This window comes from Mesorhizobium sp. L2C084A000, assembly GCF_000502875.1.
Classification (GTDB): domain Bacteria; phylum Pseudomonadota; class Alphaproteobacteria; order Rhizobiales; family Rhizobiaceae; genus Mesorhizobium.
Genome location: NZ_AYWX01000001.1, coordinates 933,028 through 951,007, shown reverse-complemented (window position 1 = coordinate 951,007; position 17,980 = coordinate 933,028). Strand labels below are relative to the sequence as shown.

The window sequence follows — 17,980 nt, the reverse complement described above, 5'->3', positions numbered from 1 at the left end:
TCATTACAAGACGTCCAAAGCCCGCCGCAGATCGGCGATCAGGTCATCAGCGTCTTCAAGCCCCACCGAGAGACGCATGAGATCCTCGCCGACTCCATCGGCCAAATGGGCATCCTTGCGGATCGGCTGCCGAGCACGGGTGAGGCTTGCTGGATGATAGATGAGGCTGTCGGCATCGCCGAGGCTGACGGCGCGAATGATCAGGTTGAGCCGGTCCATCATCCGGCGCGCTCCTTCGTATCCAGCGTGGAGGCCAAAGGCCAACATGCCCGATCCGTTGGACATCTGTTTTCGCGCCGTCACCTGATCAGGGTGCGAGTCGAGGAACGGATAACTCACAAATGCCACCGCCGGGTGCGCTTCCAGCGCCCGAGCCACCGCAAGGGCCGTGGCGCTGTGCCGTTCCATACGCAGCGTCAGCGTCTTGAGACCGCGCAGGATCAGGAAAGCTGACATGGGCGAGAGCGCTGCGCCGGTGATGTAGCGCAGGCCCGTTTCATGCAGCGTACGGAGCGTTTGGGCGTCGCCGAGAAGCGCCCCGCCAAGCGCATCGCCATGACCATTGATGTACTTGGTCAGCGAATGGAGCACGATGTCCGCCCCGTGCTCAAGCGGTCGCTGGAGCGCGGGCGAGGCGAAGGTGCTGTCCACGGCAACCTTCACACCGCGCGCGTGGGCGCGCTTGGCAATGGCAGAGATATCGACGATGCGGCTCAGCGGATTCACCGGCGTCTCGAAGAAAACCAGCCGCGTCCGCTCGGTGATCGCGGCATCGAGATTTTGGGGATCTGACAGATCGACCGCGACGACTTTGATGCCGAAGCGGGGGACCGCCTGTTCGACCATGGCAAGCGTGTTCGCATAAAGCGTCTTGTGGACGATGAGTTCATCGCCCTGGGACAGGAGCGACAGGATCAGAGTGCCGAAGGCCGCCATCCCCGAGGCAACAACCAGCCCCGCCTCGGCTCCTTCCAGATTCGCGAGCCGCTGCTCGAGGATCTCGGTCGTGGGATTGTATTCGCGCGCATAGAGCCGTCCACCAAGGGCGGCGGCGGCATCGTTTGCTGCCACGCTTTCGAACCCATAGGTTGACGTCAGGAACACTGGCGGCTGGACGGCATTGGAAAAGCCGGCCGGATCGTAGCCATGATGGATCGCCCGGGTGGCAAATCCGGGGCTGGTGCGGTTGAGCGACCCCGTGGGAGCATCGGTTTCGGATTGATGGGAGCTGGTCATTCGGCCTCTGCGATCTCTCTTGGGGTTCCGAAAGATTGACGGCAACCTGGCCAATGTGAAATATCCAGTTGGCGATGAAAGAGATGGTCCAGTCTTCAAGTGCCGGGTCTGCAGCGCGCTCGCACGCGATGGGTGCACGCCAGATATACGAAGCCCTTCGCGAGCAAATCCTCGGCGGCGTCTACGAAACCGGCAGTCAGTTGCCATCCTCCCGGGCCCTGGCAAATGACCTCGGCGTTTCGCGAACCACGGTGACGGTCGCCTATGAGCAACTGGCTGCGGAGGGTTTCATCGAAGTCCGTCAAGGCGCACGACCTCGCGTTGCGTCTTCGTTGATGGGCCATGGGACGGGGCGCACTCACGCGCAACGGGTCGGCCCGATCCACCTGTCCGCATATGGCGAGCGGCTGCGCGCGACGTCACCCTGGCCAGATTATCTGCCGACTGGGCTGAAGGTCGAGTTCCGCTATGGCGACCTCGCGCCGTCGGATTTCCCTTCATTGGTCTGGAAACGCGCGATGAACGAGGCGATGGGGCAGCGCCCGCTGCGTCTTGCCTATGACGATCCTCGCGGCTCGCGCCGGCTTCGCCAGGCGCTTCAGGGCTATCTCTGGCGCGCCCGGACCCTGAGCTGCGACCTCGACCAGATCATAGTTGTGAACGGTTCGCAGCAGGGCCTTGATCTGTGCGCGCGCCTGCTTCTCGATCCCGCCGACCGTTTCGTCATCGAGGATCCGTGCTACAGGATGGCGCGTCAGGTCTTTGCCAGTACGGGTGCCTCACCCATCCCGGTCATCGTGGACGAAGACGGGATGAGGACCGAGTTGCTGGCGGGGATCGGAGCACGACTGGCGTATGTGACGCCATCGCATCAGTTTCCGCTTGGCGGCGTCATGCCGATCGCGCGCCGCCATCAGCTTCTGAAATGGGCGCGGCACAACAACGCCTATGTGATCGAGGACGACTACGACAGCGAATATCGCTACGACATCAATCCGGTCCCTCCGCTGCACAGTCTCGAGGACCACGGGGCTGTCATCTACCTCGGCACGATCTCCAAAACGCTCTCGCCGATGCTGCGCATCGGCTACCTCGTCGTCCCGCCCGAATTGCAGGAGGTCTTCGCAACCGCCAAACAATTCGCAGACCGGCATTCGCCGGTCGCTGAACAGGAAGCGCTGGCATCGTTGATCGAGAGCGGCGGCTACGAAAGCCATGTGCGCCGTGTGCGCAGGCTGAACGGCGAGCGTCGGGAAACGTTGTTGGGTGCCTTGCAGCACAGCTTCGGGGATCGCATCACTGTCCAGGGAGCAGATGCGGGACTGCACGTCGCGGTTTGGTTCAATGACCTGCCACGATCGCGGGAAACGGCCTTGGTCGAATCCGCCCGCGACGCTGGCCTGGGGCTACACCTGATCTCGCCGCTCTACGAACGGCCATCGGACCAAGGCCGCACCGATCGCGTCGGACTTGTCATGGGCTATGCCGCCTTGAGCATTCGGCAGATCGGGAAGGGCGTTGAGGTCCTGCGAGAGGTTGTCAAGCAGGTGCAAGACGCGATGCCGGCGCGGAACAACTGAGACGGGGCGACGCCGAAAGCTGGCGCTGAAAACGGTCCGAGGGCCCGCCGTATTTCTTTCCAAACAGCCAACTGGACCGGGAAAATGCCATGCAACTGGCGCTGTTGATCAGGCCAGTTTTGCAGCAGGTTTCCACGAGACGAATTTCCGAGAGCGATGATGACCTGGCGAGGAAAGCTGCTTCACGTCCATATCGCGCCTGCCGCCTCCTATGAAATGGAGGAGCTGGCGCAGGCGCAGCTTATTGCCGGCCAAGGCATTGTCGGAGACCGCTACTACCTGGGGACGGGGACCTATTCGGCGCGTCCCGACGTTCGGGAGGTGACATTGATCGAAGCTGAAGTTCTGGACGCCATCGCGAAGGGCGAGCCCAGGATTCCGGGCTTCAAGGCCAAGCTCGGACCCGAAGATCACCGGCGCAATCTGACGACACGAGGCGTTCCGCTTAGCCATCTTGTCGGCAAACGCTTCCGGGTCGGGGAAACGATTCTCAGGGCCGCCCGGATGAATGTGCCGTGCAAGTATATCGAGGAGTTGCTCGGGCTTCCGGGTCTCTACGAGGGGCTTCTGAACCGCTCCGGCCTGAACTGCACAATCGAGGTCGGGGGCGTGATCCGCCCCGGTGATCTGATCTTGCCCATCGACGAGTGAAACGCCATGGCCTCGCCGCGCATCATCATGAAGCTGACCGTGACCGCCGCCCGCAAGGAGCCGGGCGAGGTGCTGGTCATCGACCTGAAACACCCACGCAAACCTGTGCTGCCGGCGTTCGAAGCGGGTTCTCACGTCGACGTCCATCTGCCTGAAGGGAAGGTGCGTCAGTATTCACTTTGCGGCGACCCGACCGAGCTTGGCCGCTACACCATCGCGGTGAAGCGCGAGAATGACGGCCGTGGCGGCTCGGCGTGGATCCACGAAACCATTGCCGTCGGTTCCACACTGCCTGTCTCCGCGCCACGCAACCATTTTGCGCTCAAGCCAGGCGAGGGGCCGACTTTGCTGCTGGCAGGGGGAATCGGGATCACCCCGATTCTGGCCATGGCGCGCGCGCTCACCCGGCAGGCCAAGCCCTTCGAGTTGCACTATTTCACCCGCAGCCGGGCGCTCACCCCACTCTTGGCGGCGATCGGGAGCGATCTTCCTGGCGGCAATGTGCGGATCCATTTCGACGACGAGCCGGCGACCCGCCAGGACATCGCCGCGCTGCTGGCGAACCGTTCGGCCGAGGCTCAGGTTTACTATTGCGGGCCGCCCGGATTCATGGCCGCCGTGGGGCGGGCGGCTGAACCCTGGCCCGAGGGCACGGTTCATTTCGAAACTTTCCAGCCTCCCGAGTTTGATGGCGCGCCACCGGAACCATTCGTCATAGAACTCCGTGCGGGCAGGGTGATTGAGGTTTCGGCTGAGACCACGGCACTGGCCGCCTTGCGTGCGGCCGGTGTGCCGTTGATGGCCTCGTGTGAGAACGGGGTGTGCGGGACCTGCGAATGCGCAATGCTGGCGGGACAGCCGATCCATCGGGATGCCGTCCTGTCCAAAGAGGCACGCGACCACCGCTTCATCCCCTGTGTGTCGCGCGCGACAGGTGTGTTGAAACTCGATCTTTGACCATTTGGGCGGGGGTCCTGTGAGACCGGCAGCTGATTTGCGGGAAACTGAATGACGAGGAAACTGGAATATCTGCACGAGATCGAGCGCTGCGTCTCCTGGCTCGCAGCCTGGACGATCCACCACGCCAACCACGTCCGCGAGGGCGATGAGATCAAGGTCGGGGGGCATCAGGCCTCGTCCGCGTCGCTGAGTACCATCATGACCGCGCTCTACGGTTCGGTCCTGCGCCCGCAGGATCGAGTGGCGGTCAAACCCCATGCGGCGCCGATCTTCCATGCACTTCAGTATCTGGCGGGCAACCAGACGCACGAAAAGCTCATGAACTTCCGCGGCTACAAGGGCGCGCAGAGCTACCCTTCGCGGACGAAGGATGTCGACGATGTCGACTTCTCGACCGGGTCGGTGGGTCTCGGCGTTGCTCAGACGCTGTTCTCGTCGCTGGTGCAGGACTACGTCTCGGGTCACGGCTGGATGAAGGAGCGTGCCGAGGGCCGAATGGTCAGCCTGATCGGCGACGCCGAGATGGATGAGGGCAACATCTACGAGGCCCTGATCGAAGGCTGGAAGCACGGGCTCAGGAACTGCTGGTGGGTGGTCGACTACAATCGCCAGTCGCTCGACGCCGTGATCCGGGAGGGCCTCTGGCAGCGGTTCGAGCAGATTTTTCGCAACTTCGGCTGGGACGTGATGGTCCTGCGCCACGGGGCTCTGCAAGAGGCTGCCTTTGCCGAGCCGGGGGGCGAGAAGCTGCTCGAGTGGATAGAGCGCTGTCCGAACCAGCTCTATTCGGCGCTGACCTTCCAAGGGGGTGCTGCCTGGCGCAAGCGGCTGCTCGACGAGATCGGAGACCAAGGGCCGGTCACCACTCTGATCGAACGCCGCTCCGACGACGAGTTGCAGGCGTTGATGACGAACCTTGGCGGGCATGACATGCCGAGCCTCCTCGAAGCCTTCGAGGCGGCGTCCAGGCATGACCGTCCCGTCTGCTTCATCTGTTACACCATCAAGGGCTACGGTCTGCCGCTTGCCGGACACAAGGACAACCACGCGGGGCAGATGACGCCCACGCAGATGGAAGACTACCGCCTGCAAATGGGCGTAAAGCGGGGTGAGGAGTGGGACAAATGGGCGGCCGCCACCTTGCCGGAAGCGGAACTTGACGCCTTCTTCGCAAAGGCGCCGTTCTTCAGTGAGGGGCGTAGGAGGCTGTCTGCGCCGTCGGTGCCGGTGCCTGAAACCCTTCCGTCACCGGGGCAGCCCGGCAAGCCGCTCTCGACCCAGATGGGGTTCGGACAGATCCTGAACGACATCGCACGCGAGCGCAGTCTGCTTGCCGATCGCATTGTCACCACCTCGCCCGATGTGACGGTCTCGACCAATCTCGGTGGCTGGGTCAACCGGCGCGGCCTTTTCGCCCGGGAGACCATGGCGGACACCTTCAAGGCCGAACGCATTCCGTCGACCTTTACCTGGGAATTTGGGCCGAAGGGGCAGCACCTCGAGCTCGGGATCGCCGAGTCGAACCTGATGATCATGCTCGGGGCGCTCGGTCTCTCGCACTCGATCAATGGCGTGCGCCTGCTGCCGATCGGGACAGTCTATGATCCCTTCATCTACCGATCGGCCGACCAGCTAAACTACGCCTGCTATCAGGATGCGCGCTTCATGCTGGTCGCAACGCCCTCGGGCGTGACGCTAGCGCCCGAGGGCGGAGCACACCAGTCGATCGGCACCCCATTGATCGGCATGGCGCAGGATGGGCTTTGCGCCTTCGAACCGGCCTTCGTCGACGAACTGTCCGTGATCATGCGCTTTGCCTTCGATTACATGCAACGCAATGGCGAGGGGGATCCGGATGAGACGACGTGGCTGCGTGATCAGACCGGAGGATCGGTCTATCTTCGCCTGTCAACCCGGCCGCTCGAGCAGCCGCCGCGCGACATGAACCCGGCGCTCGCGCGGGACATCGTCAATGGCGCCTATTGGCTGCGTCCGCCTGGGCCCAACGCGAGTGTCGTCATTGCTTATCAAGGCGTCGTCGCGCCGGAGGCGATTGCCGCGACGGGTCTTCTGGCGGAGGACCGGCGCGATGTCGGGCTGCTCGCGATCACCTCCGCGGACCGGCTTAATGCGGGCTGGCAGGCGGCGGAACGTGCCCGGCAGCGTGGCGCGATTGGCGCCCTGAGTCATATCGAGCGGCTGCTCGCGCCGCTATCGCGTGACTGCGGCATCGTCACCGTGATCGACGGCCACCCGGCGACGCTCGCGTGGCTCGGTGGGGTTAACGGGCATCGCGTGAAGGCGCTCGGGGTCGAGCAGTTCGGCCAGACGGGGACTATTGCGGACCTATACCGTCACCACGGCCTGGACACCAACGCCATCGTACATGCGGCACAGGCGGTGAGTGCGGGACCGGCTGTTCGCTACCGGAAGGCGCTGCCTTGACCATGAGCTACCGGATGCTCCGTGGCTGGTACGGATCGGCTGTTTCCACGGGCGTTCCGGTTTGCTTCAAAGCGGACAGGGCCGGGACACTGTGGACGTTCTGATCGCGCTTGAGTAGCTTGTGCGACCCCCAGGGTCACCTGGAATACGCAGGGAGGCGGCTTTTATTTAGCCTTGCGTCCAATTACGAATTCGATCCAATCCAGTCCGGAGCAAAAGCTCCGCGTCCTCCCGATTTTCGGCTTCGACGTAGCACCGCATTTCCGGGGCATTTCCGGATGGACGCAAATGCAAGACACGCTTATCCGCGAGAGTGATACGAAGTCCGTCAACATCGCTAACCTTGCTTACCACTCCAATCGACCCGACGAAGGCGGCGATGTTAGTTTCCGCTGTACGAAGGTATGTCATGAGGCGAGTGCTGCTTTCGACGGAAAAATTTTCCAAGCGATCCGCCGCCGCCGCCGGCAATTGAAAGGAACTGCCAATCTCCGACAGTGGCTGCCCACTTGTATTAACAAGGGAAAGTGCCGCGAGGATGGGGAGAAAACTGTCGCGTGTAGGTAGCGCTGGCAGTTTAGTTCCGTTCGGGTCAAAGTCCGTGCCGGTCAACAAACCACCGTTTGCTTCGAAACCAACCACGCGCTCGTGACCCGACGCAACCAAATCGAGCATGGCAGCAATAACAAATGGCGATCCAACCTTGGTACGCACGACTTTAAAAGAACCTGCGGTCTCGATACCAGAGTTTGATGTGACCGGCGTGACGACTGCCTTCGCTTGCAGGAAGTTCGCCGTAATCAGGCCTAACAAATCACCGCGAAGGGGGTCTCCGTGGTCGTCAGCTACCAGTGGGCGGTCACCATCGCCATCTGCCGAGACGACCGCATCAAGCCGATGCTCTTTGGCCCAGAGCTTGAACTGTTGAGCAGTCTCGTCCGAGACCGCTTCAGTGTCGACAGGAATGAAACCTTCCGAACGTCCCAGGGTTACGACCGTCGCACAGTGATATGAGAGAATGTCAACCAAGAGATCGCGCGCGACTGTGCTGTGCTGATATACGCCCACCGTTAAGCCCTTTAGAGCATTAATCTCCATAAGCTTTCGATTGCGCGCCATGAAAAAGGCCTTGCATTCGGCCTCCCGGTGCTGCCGACTTGCAACAGCACCTTCAAGGGCGTATCCGCGCTTCTCCAACTGCAAGGCGATGCGCGTTATCTCCCGCTCATCACCCTTGTCGATCTCACCGTCGGGTCGATAGAATTTTATTCCATTACGGTCGGCCGGAATGTGCGAGCCTGTGATCATCAAACAACCACTCTTACGCGCCTGAGCATACAGTGCCAGGGCAGGGGTGGGGACTGCGCCGCAATCGACTACGATGAAGCCGAGCGCGGACAGTGCCGCCGCACAGACGGCGGCGATGGCCGGACTCGAGGCGCGAAAGTCGCGCCCTATGAGTATCTCGTCGCCAATTCTGGCCAGGCCGGATTCCAGCAGGAATGTCGCGAATGCCGTTGCATATAGGGCAGAGGCGGCTCCTGCCAATTCTGTCGCCAGGCCCCGTAATCCACTTGTTCCGAATTTCATACCAAATCCGACGTTGCGGGTTTTGAAGGTAACATGCTCAAACTTTGGCTCGTCCGGAATGCCCATCGACAGATCCCTCGGACGAGGACAAGAAGTACATTCGGTTACCGTAGACGCGTTCGGTTATCGACGGTTACCCTTGTGAGGATTGACGCAGTCGGCGTCGGCGTGGGCAGCGCACCGTGACCTTCACGGCGACGAGGTTGGAGCGGATGGGGTCCGGGTCCGGCAGGGCTCCTCGCGGCTGGCTCACATGAGCGCTATCGCCATCGAGTGATTGTCTCAGTCTACATTAGCTCTGGGTCCCGAAAGCGCCTACAGGCCTGAGACGCAGCAAATCCTCTTATCTATCGCCGTTCGGTGTAGCTCCCGTTCAGAAATGCATGATAGACACTCTCGATGCCTTCCATGAGAGTGATCTTTGCTGCCCATCCCAAAGTGCGCAGCTTGTCGACGCTCATCAGCTTTCGCGGTGTACCGTCAGGTCTAGAGTGATCATGCGCGATCTCCCCAGTAAATCCGACTACACGGCAGATCATTCTAGTCAGCTCTAGGATCGTGATGTCCTGTCCGCAGCCGAGATTGACGTGATCATGGTCAGAGTAGTTCTTCAGGAGGAAGACTAATGCGTCGGCGCAGTCGTCGACGTGCATGAATTCCCGACGTGGTGTGCCCGTGCCCCAGATGGTGATTTGCTTATCACTTATGAGCTTAGCTTCATGCGCTTTCCGGATCAGCGCTGGGATGACGTGGCTTGACTGCAAGTCATAATTGTCGCCTGGCCCGTAGAGATTCGTCGGCATAGCGGAGATGTAGTCGCGGCCATATTGCTGGCGATAGGCTTGAGCCATTTTGATGCCGGTGATCTTGGCGACGGCGTAGCATTCGTTGGTGCGCTCTAGTGGCCCGGTCAAAAGCGCGCTTTCAGGAATGGGCTGTGGTGCCATCTTCGGATAGATGCAAGACGAGCCGAGGAAGAGGACGCGGTCGACATTGTTTTCGTGGGCTGCCGCGAAGATATTGGCCTCGATCATCAGATTGTCGTAAAGAAAGTCGACCGGATAGGTGGCGTTCGCGAGAATACCACCTACCTTTGCCGCCGCCATAATGATAGCGTCCGGTTTCATCACTGCCACGAAGTTTTCAACCTCGGTCTGTCGCTTGAGGTCTAGCTCTCCCCGAGGGGCGGCCACAACTTTGCAGTCTTCAGACGTGAGTCGGCGTACAACAGCGCTGCCCACCATACCTTTGTGGCCAGCGACCCACACGGTTTTTCCGTTCAGATCATACATTACGCTTCCTTCATGACTACAGATGTCTGCATGACCTTCAGGTCTTCGCGTACCATTTCCGCAGCAAGCTCGCGCACGGATGTCTCATGCACCCAGCCGAGCTTCTCCTTCGCCTTGGTAGCGTCACCCAGGAGAAGATCGACTTCCGTGGGGCGGAAGTAGCGTGGGTCCACTTGGACTAGGCATCTGCCGCTCGCTACATCATAGCCCTTTTCGCCGACACCCTTGCCACGCCATTCGATCTCGACGCCGATATCTTCGAAAGCCCACTCGACGAATTGGCGGACAGGAGTCGTTTTGCCCGTAGCCAGCACGTAATCATCCGGTTGATCCTGCTGTATCATCATCCACATACCTCGCACGTACTCACGCGCATGGCCCCAATCGCGTTGAGCATCGAGATTGCCGAGATAAAGCTTGTCCTGCTTGCCCAGGTAGATAGCAGCGGCAGCGCGGCTGATCTTGCGCGTCACAAAAGTTTCGCCACGAAGGGGGCTTTCGTGATTAAAAAGAATGCCGTTGGAAGCGTGCATACCATAGCCCTCGCGATAATTGACGACCATCCAGTAGGCGTAGAGCTTGGCGGCGGCGTAAGGGCTGCGCGGATAAAACGGCGTCGTTTCGTTCTGCGGTACGGACTGCACGAGGCCGTATAGCTCCGAAGTCGAGGCTTGATAGAAGCGGGTCTTGTCCGTCAGACCGAGGAGGCGAATCGCCTCAAGAAGTCGCAATGTACCGATACCGTCCGCGTTTGCTGTGTACTCAGGTGTTTCGAACGACACCTGCACATGGCTCTGAGCAGCCAAGTTGTAAATTTCGTCTGGCTGAGATTCCTGAACCACGCGGATGAGGTTAGTCGAATCAGTGAGGTCACCGTAATGCAAGATCAGGCGCGGATCGGATTCGTGCGGGTCTTGGTAGAGGTCTTCGATACGACCCGTGTTGAAGGAAGAGGAACGTCGCTTAATCCCATGAACGATGTAGCCTTTTTTGAGAAGAAGACGGGCCAGATAGGCACCATCCTGTCCAGTTATGCCCGTAATAAGAGCAACTTTTCTGCTATCGCCCATTCTATTCCTGCTCTATTAAAGTTTAAAGTTTCGGCTCCGGCTCGCCACGCCGACACAATGTGCGGCCAGCCCCGTGCGCTATGGAGCACTTCGACAGATGCGGCGCGAAGCTCGTCATTGACAGTCCGCCAGCCGAGCACACCTCTTGCTTGGAGGCACAGCAAAATAGAGTTGCGCCGCTAACCTGTCGGCTTCGTACATGCGGTCTGAGTGCCGCTCAGCTCACGCTGAGCGACATGTACTCTCAGCACCTTGCAGCTGATTTGCTCATCCATCAGTGAGTGAGGACGCCTTTCTTTCTTGCTTCAGCGTCTTCTAATGGGAATTGTTTGGATCAGTGAAATCGATTGTTTGGATAAAGTGCATCCACAGAATGGATGGTCTGACCGAGCAGCGGGGGCGCATCATCGCCGGCCCGGAGTCGTAGGCGCGAGCTTCCGTTCGGGGCGAGGACAACGTTCGTGGCCGCGAGCCCTCACCACAGCATCCGGCACAGGTCGTGCAGAACTTTGGGAGCAGACTGCAGATTCTGTCGATCAGCTGGTTCCAGGCGCGTCGAGCTGTCGACTTCATCTCGCCCGGTACCGGTTGCTGTATGCAGCCTTGCACCCTTGGCGTATGGCGTCGACGGAACGATTTGCTCCGGCAGGCAGTGTCGCAGCGTTTCCCGGCTGTTTCGGCTCTATTGGCCGGGCCCGCGTCAGCCGAGCCCCTTCATCATGGCATCCAACACATGGATGGCCGGCATCCACTCAATAGATTTTACATATGCCGCGGAGGCCCAGTAGAGAAGGCTGAACCGGAAGCGAGGGCATCGGCTTCAAGCTGTGCGAGCGTCACGGGATTAGTGGGCAGTGCTGAGTGAGCTCTTCTGCCCTATGGCCCGGCCTCTGCCAAGCGCCCGGCGTCAGGGTCTACGTGTCGACTAAGGATACCAAACCGGGCAACCTCCTCTCTGAACGAGATTTCCGAAAATGCATGTTAGTGGATTGGAAAAGCGCCGGTTCGTCGTCTCTCGGAGGCGTACGGGGTTCGGTGATTGTCTGTGGTCATTGGCGGCCGCTTGGCGCTACGCGCAGCGGTCGGGACGAACTCTAGTCATCGACTGGCGGGGGGCCTGCTACCTCGACCAACCCTTCACAAATGCGTTTCCGGTGTTCTTCCAGCCGATCAATGACATCGCTGGCGTGCCGGCTATTTCCGACGACCGGATCAACGACGTTTCCTTCCCTGGTCCATTCTTCCCGGAGTGGTGGAACAGGCCGGCGATCGAGTGCCTTTACCGGCCAGATGAGCAGATTTTCCAAGAGCGCGATGAGTTGGGCGAGCTCTTTCAGGCCGAACACGATGTCGAAGCGAACACAGTAGTGTGTGACGCTTGTCTGATGTGGCGGTGCGATGAGGATGCAGAGCGGCAGGTGTTCCAGAGTGTCCAGCCTCGGCCAGAAATTCAAGCCCGCATAGATGCCATTTATCAGGAATGTTTTGAGGGGCACAGCATCATCGGGATTCATGTTCGGCACGGTAACGGTGAAGACATCATGGAGCATGCGCCCTACTGGGCCGATCCGGAGCTCGCCGTTCGGCAAGTGTGCGCTGCAATTGACAAGGCTAAGGCGTTACCGCACCCCAGGCCTGTGCGGCTGTTCTTATGCACGGACAGCGCGCGCATACTGGATCTTCTGTCGGCCAGGTTTCCCGATCTGCTCACTGTCCCGAAGCACTTCGGATCCAATCAAGGTGGCCCCTTACACACTGCAGCACTCGGGATTGACGGCGGAATTTCCGCCCTCGTTGAGATGTATCTTCTCGGGCGCTGCGATACCGTAATTCGGTTTCCCCCGACGAGCGCCTTTACACGATATGCACGCCTTTTCGCACCACGGGTAATTGAATTCGATCTGAAAGAGCCAAGTCGTTTGACTTTGATAGAAGGCAGCCAAGTCTCTGATCTCAGTTAAGACCCGCCACCTGCGCAATTCGGCAGACGCAACCAACAGGCATAGTTGAATGCGCATTTCTCACCGACGCCAGTGGAGGCGTCGTACATTATCGATAGCGTCGTCATCTGACGCCGCCTGCAACGCGCCGTAACTTCGCTGTTACGCGGGGGCCGCAGACAAGCCAGAGCGACGGCGATCGTGACGCTGACGCTCGAAAGAACGCGGGCGATCACTCCAGAGACGAAATTGAGGTTGGTTATGAAAGTCATTCCCGTGATCATCAGCGGCGGAGCCGGATCGCGGCTATGGCCCGCCTCAAGGCAATCGCACCCCAAACCTTTCCTCAAAGTGGCGGATGGATATTCTCTCATTCAGCAGACTGTGCTGCGCGCCGCTTCGATAGAAGGTGTCGTGGAACTCGTCGCTGTGACATCCGGGGACCACCTCTTCCTGACCAAGGACGAATTTGACGAACTGGATTCCGTGGTCCTGCCACGCACCTTTCTGCTCGAGCCCGAAGCTCGGGATACGGCCGCCGCCGTGGCTGCAGCCGCGATCCATGCGAGGGCAACGCAAGGCCCTGACGCGATCCTGTGCGTCTTCCCGGCCGATCACCTGATTAGCAACCTGCCTGCGTTTTTAGACGTCATGGGCCTGGCCATGGAACATGCGAAGCTCGGGCGGATCGCCACATTGGGCATCACCCCAACCAGACCGGACACCGCATTCGGCTACATCGAAGCAGATGGTGAGAACGTCGTCCGTTTCGTTGAAAAACCGGATCTGGATACAGCCAAAGCCTATGTCGCGTCTCAACGCTTCTTCTGGAACGCCGGCATCTTCTGCTTCAGTGCGCAAACCATGCTCGACGAGATGGTTTTGCATTGTCCCGAGGTGCTCCAGGCCGTCGCCGACAGCTATGAGAACGGCCGCGCCAGTCAATGCCAAGGCTTTGCCAAAATCGAACTCGCGCCTGAGCATTTCGGTTCCGCGCCGCGAATCTCGCTCGACCACGCTGTCATGGAGAAGACTAACAGACTTGCCGTGATTCCCTGCGACATGGATTGGAACGACATCGGATCTTGGAACGCAATGGCCGATTTGATCGCCCCCGACGAAAGCGGGAACAGGATACGCGGCGATGTGCACATGGTCGACACGACCGGCACCTATGTGAGCTCCGACAAGCGCGTCATCGGCACGGTGGGCGTAAGCGATCTGGTGATCGTGGATTCCCCGGACGCTTTGCTTGTCACATCCCGCGACCGCGTTCAGGACGTTAAGAAGCTCTTCGAGGGCCTCAAGGCTTCGGGACATGAAGCTCATCTGGTCCATAGCACGGTACACCGGCCCTGGGGTACCTATACGGTTCTGGAGGAAGGCGAGCGCTTCAAGATCAAACGCATCGAGGTGAAGCCCGGTCGCCAGTTGAGCCTGCAGATGCACTATCATCGTTCGGAGCACTGGGTCGTGGTCAGCGGCTCCGCCAAAATCGTCAATGGCGAGCAGGAGTTGTTCCTGGGGACAAACGAATCTACTTACATCCCCTGCGGCCATAAGCATCGGCTCGAGAACCCAGGCAGAATTGACCTGGTTATCATTGAAGTGCAGAGCGGCGATTATCTCGCCGAGGATGATATCGTTCGCTTCGACGACGAATATGGCCGAACGTAGATAACAGTACAAAAAACGTTAAACGGCGAGCCGTCGCTCAAGGATCTCTGTCGTGGGTTCTGGGCCTGACATTGGCAAGCAGCGGGCCGAGCGTGTCATAGTATCCGCCCCGCACTCTCATCAGGCACTCGATCGTGGTCGAAAACATCGGTGAGCGCTTGACAGCGCGCCGTCCGCGGTAACGAAGACTTCAGATCTTTTTAGGCGGACCCGTTGCTCAGCTGTTCAACGGCACAGCCGTATTTCAGCCTGTAGGCGGCAATGAAATCCTCATCGCTGCAGATGCAGCGGCCACTGGAATCTTTGGCTTTCGGATCATGGAGGTGAGAACCAAGGCGGCGCAGTAGATTCACGCGAGTGCTGGTCGTCGGACTCATCGGAAAACCCGCACTGTGCTTGACCAGGTCTGCGGCAAGCATGATCCCGGCAAGCGCTGATTGAAAGGCCATCGGAACCACGGTTCGAACGAGACGACTTCCATCGCTAAGCTGGAACACCAGGCCGCCGCAGATAACCTGCTGATAAAAGGAACGGAGGGGCTGGCCAACAAACGCGGCGAGCGGCTCAAACGGCACAGCCATCGCCGTAGCCACCCGAGCTACGAACTCATTGGGGACTCCGGTATTGGTCTGCAGGAGCGTTTTTACCTCCTCGTGTGCTTCCGGTATTCCGAGTTCCTCCGCGACCAGTTGGTGTTCGTCCTTGGATTTCCCGGTCGGCATGTACATGCAGCAAAGGCAAGCCTGGCCGTCATCGAAACCGTGCCGCGAGATGCCTAGATCTTGCTCCTGAGTCCAGGCGTTCGCGATCCATCGGGGCAGAGCACCTTGGACAGCTAGACGGTCGGCGGCGGTGTCAAGCGCCACACCCACTCGGTCGAATACCCAGTCGCCCCGGCGCGCAACATATTCTGCCCACTTCATAGGGTGCGCCTCGACCTCAAGGGGGGTGGACCGAAGGGCGTGGGTTGCTAGGGCCGCCTTAGAGAGGCCGACCTCCGCCTGACCTGCCAACACGTAGCGCTGCAGGTTTGAGAGTTCGATAGCTTCGTGATCAACTACATGCAGGCGCCCGGACAGACCGGATTGCCTCGCCAGCGCCCAGAGCGAGCTATGGCCTATCGCGCCGAGCCCAATGAGGTGCGTTTCACCTAGAGCAGACTGCCTGTCACGTTCCATAACGCCTCCAACCGCAGATCAAGCGAAATGGACGTCTAGGCGCACTAGCAGGAGATCTACAATAAAACGGGCGAGCGTCTGCGCCTTCCCCACTTTTACCCACTCTCTATTCGCCTGGGATGTATCTCGGGACCACGCGGAAATTACAGAGATCCCGACTCCAACGAAGGTGATAAAAATTGTGCCTCTATTGCACTTGGATATCTTTCAGGACATTATGGAGTTTCCAGAGCCGTTAACACCGTATGCTCAAGCGCAAATGATAAATAGGGAGATCGCTTATGTGGTCTGCTTGCCGCTTTTGGATCGTGTTCATCACTCTCCTGCCGGTGTTATTCGCAACGCCAGCGGCTGCTAGTTGTCCGGACTGTAACGACGAACGTTGCGTCTTTGGCGCCTGCGGATGCGTGCCGCGAATTGGCTGCGTTATCCCGGTCCCCATTCCTGGCACCACGAAGCCTAGCTCGCTGGTTCCGGATTCGCCAGTTCCGTTGCCTCCGTCGATCCAAGAGAAAGTCGACGAGCTCGGCGAGGACGCAACGCGCACAGTCCAGCAGCTCGGAGGCGACACGCTGACGACCATCCAAAAAGCTGCCGGCGACACGGTCCGGACATTGCAGCAAGCCAATGGAGACGTCTTTGCGACGGTTCAACAGGCCGGCGAGGATGCTATCACCACGACCCACAAAGCAGCAGGCGACGTGGCCGCGACTTATGTCAAGGCGTGGCGCGACGTCGGTGAGCAGGGAAAGCGCAGCTTTGATGATGCTGTTGATGCCGGCGAGGCGACGAAGCACTTTGTAGAAAATCAAGCCAAGGCTGATTTCGAAGCCCTAAATAAAGCTGCTAAGCGATTTGAAGACGGAAAAGTTGTCGACGCCATGTGGGGGCTCGGCATGGACCCCCTCAAGTCCGGCGAAGAGAACTTCGCTAAAGCAACCCAAGAGAGCAAGGTGATCAGTGCCGCTGCCGCCACAGCGGCAGCCGCTTACGGCGGGCCCGCCGGTGCCGCCGCATATGCCGCCTGGTCGACCTATCGCCAAACGGGCAACGCTGACATGGCACTACGCGCCGGACTGTTGGCTGCAGTAACCTCCCAGACTGGCTCATCAATCGGTCAGATGCCGACCGGTACCGCCGGCGAGATCATTAAGAAGGCTGCCATGGCCGGCGCCGCAGGTGGTGTCGCAGTTGCCGCTGCCGGTGGTGACGAGCAAGCGATCAAAGATGGATTCCTGAAGTCAGCGGGCGCAGTGCTTGTCCAAGGAGGAACTGAAAAGCTGAAGGCGTATTCTCCGGAAGCCAATGACGCATATGAAATCGCGCAATGTATCTCGGCTCGCGACGTCGACTGCTTGTCAAATACGACATGGGCACGGGATGCTAAGGGGAAGATCCTATACGATGAAACGGGCAAGCCGAGGATCGATACCAGCGAGATTGACCCCGACAACTACATAGGAAAGTGGAGTCAAGTTGACCCGCAGTCGGTGGAAGGCCAGGTGAATGCCATCATCGCGCAAACCTCAAAACTCCCTAAAACGGAGGCAATACCCATTTTGGACAACAAGTGGGTTCTGACCTGGACGTTAGGCAAGGAACGTCACATCAAGAAGGAAAGGCCTACTGTAGTGCTCACCTATGTCGGAGACGACCCTCCGTTTGTTTCTACGGTTACCTACGGCGACGCGGCTACCGAAGCCTCCCAGCCGCCGCCAGAAGATGCAAGGCCGGACACTGGTGATAAGCTAGTCGCCTACTACGAAAAGCCTGCCGATCGAAAGAGAGTAATAGACGCCTTTGAGAAGAATTCGATCGAGTACACTAAACTTGACTATGTCGGTCTAGAACATACGAAAACTTTGTCAAATGCCTTAATCTGCGGACCAAATACGCGCATTGCAGATCTAAAAAAGGTAGCGTTTTCACTCATGAGAGCGGGCGTAGATATAAAGTACATTGGAACGAAATCGACCAATAAACCTGGCCAGATATCCGTATTAAATCTTCAGAGGAAAAAGTTAACTATTAACACACCGAACATTACACGAAAGCAGGTAAATGAACTTACTACGTGTCCTGCGGCATTAAAGAATTATTAAAAACCAAGCTTCCTCTCCCCGAACGTCGCGAGTTCTTGTGTCCGCTGTGGGTAGAAACCAGACTCTAGGTGTCGCTTGCCCGAAATATCCGTAATGAGGCGCGGCCGTTTGCGCCGTGGACGAGCGTCGGGTTCGGGCCAGACCCAGACATCACACCGGCCGACCTAAACGTCTGCTTTCGCAGGGCGGTTCTTGAAAACTGCCTGTCCGCTTTCGGCCGCCCTCCTGAATCTTTGTGCCCTGGCCAATAGTGGCCTGA

12 protein-coding genes are annotated in these 17,980 nt (G+C 59.2%); 7 read left to right on the top strand and 5 right to left on the bottom strand.

The genetic code is table 11. From position 1 onward, the window contains the following. Positions 1 to 3 precede the first annotated feature (3 nt). Positions 4 to 1,236 carry a PLP-dependent aspartate aminotransferase family protein gene (locus tag X735_RS161415; RefSeq protein WP_023672390.1) on the bottom strand — a complete coding sequence of 411 codons (1,233 nt, stop codon included), beginning with the start codon at positions 1,234 to 1,236 and terminating at the stop codon, positions 4 to 6. 74 nt (positions 1,237 to 1,310) lie between these two features. Between X735_RS161415 and X735_RS161420 the strand changes: the two genes are divergently transcribed. The 4 genes from X735_RS161420 to X735_RS161435 all read left to right on the top strand — a co-directional run bounded on the left by X735_RS161420 (position 1,311) and on the right by X735_RS161435 (position 6,872). Beyond that, on the top strand, positions 1,311 to 2,816 hold the full coding sequence (locus tag X735_RS161420; protein WP_031249775.1) for a PLP-dependent aminotransferase family protein: 1,506 nt from the start codon (positions 1,311 to 1,313) through the stop codon (positions 2,814 to 2,816). Between the two features lie 159 nt (positions 2,817 to 2,975). Then, on the top strand, positions 2,976 to 3,467 hold the full coding sequence (locus X735_RS161425; RefSeq protein ID WP_023735782.1) for an MOSC domain-containing protein: 492 nt from the start codon (positions 2,976 to 2,978) through the stop codon (positions 3,465 to 3,467). A 6-nt stretch (positions 3,468 to 3,473) separates the two neighbouring features. After that, entirely contained in the window at positions 3,474 to 4,424 is a 951-nt protein-coding gene (locus X735_RS161430; protein WP_023735781.1) for a PDR/VanB family oxidoreductase, read from the top strand. A 51-nt stretch (positions 4,425 to 4,475) separates the two neighbouring features. Then, positions 4,476 to 6,872, top strand: a complete 2,397-nt coding sequence (locus X735_RS161435) for a transketolase (protein ID WP_023735780.1) — start codon at positions 4,476 to 4,478, stop codon at positions 6,870 to 6,872. A gap of 168 nt (positions 6,873 to 7,040) precedes the next feature. Here X735_RS161435 and X735_RS161440 read toward each other — a convergent pair whose 3' ends face one another. The 3 genes from X735_RS161440 to gmd form a co-directional block, all read right to left on the bottom strand. Next, complete coding sequence (locus X735_RS161440; RefSeq protein ID WP_023809293.1) at positions 7,041 to 8,462, bottom strand: phosphomannomutase; 1,422 nt, start codon at positions 8,460 to 8,462, stop codon at positions 7,041 to 7,043. A 347-nt stretch (positions 8,463 to 8,809) separates the two neighbouring features. Then, positions 8,810 to 9,754, bottom strand: coding sequence for a GDP-L-fucose synthase (locus X735_RS161445; protein ID WP_023809292.1), 945 nt, complete (start codon positions 9,752 to 9,754; stop codon positions 8,810 to 8,812). Beyond that, the gene (gmd, locus tag X735_RS161450; RefSeq protein ID WP_023692482.1) at positions 9,754 to 10,824 is read right to left on the bottom strand and encodes a GDP-mannose 4,6-dehydratase; all 1,071 of its coding nucleotides are present in this window, start codon (positions 10,822 to 10,824) and stop codon (positions 9,754 to 9,756) included. The genes X735_RS161445 and gmd overlap by 1 nt, the downstream gene beginning before the upstream one ends. 974 nt (positions 10,825 to 11,798) lie before the next feature. Here gmd and X735_RS161455 point away from each other — a divergent pair. Further along, positions 11,799 to 12,785 (top strand): nodulation protein NodZ, encoded by a 987-nt coding sequence (locus X735_RS161455; RefSeq protein ID WP_023711832.1) that lies wholly within the window; start codon positions 11,799 to 11,801, stop codon positions 12,783 to 12,785. A gap of 240 nt (positions 12,786 to 13,025) precedes the next feature. Next, entirely contained in the window at positions 13,026 to 14,441 is a 1,416-nt protein-coding gene (locus tag X735_RS161460; protein WP_023809290.1) for a mannose-1-phosphate guanylyltransferase/mannose-6-phosphate isomerase, read from the top strand. Positions 14,442 to 14,641: 200 nt separating this feature from the next. On the opposite strand, the gene X735_RS161465 is transcribed toward X735_RS161460, so the two are convergent. Continuing rightward, on the bottom strand, positions 14,642 to 15,619 hold the full coding sequence (locus tag X735_RS161465; RefSeq protein WP_023809289.1) for a ThiF family adenylyltransferase: 978 nt from the start codon (positions 15,617 to 15,619) through the stop codon (positions 14,642 to 14,644). 491 nt (positions 15,620 to 16,110) lie between these two features. On the opposite strand from X735_RS161465, the gene X735_RS161470 reads away from it, so the two are divergent. After that, entirely contained in the window at positions 16,111 to 17,721 is a 1,611-nt protein-coding gene (locus tag X735_RS161470) for a hypothetical protein (protein WP_023809288.1), read from the top strand. Positions 17,722 to 17,980 lie beyond the last annotated feature (259 nt).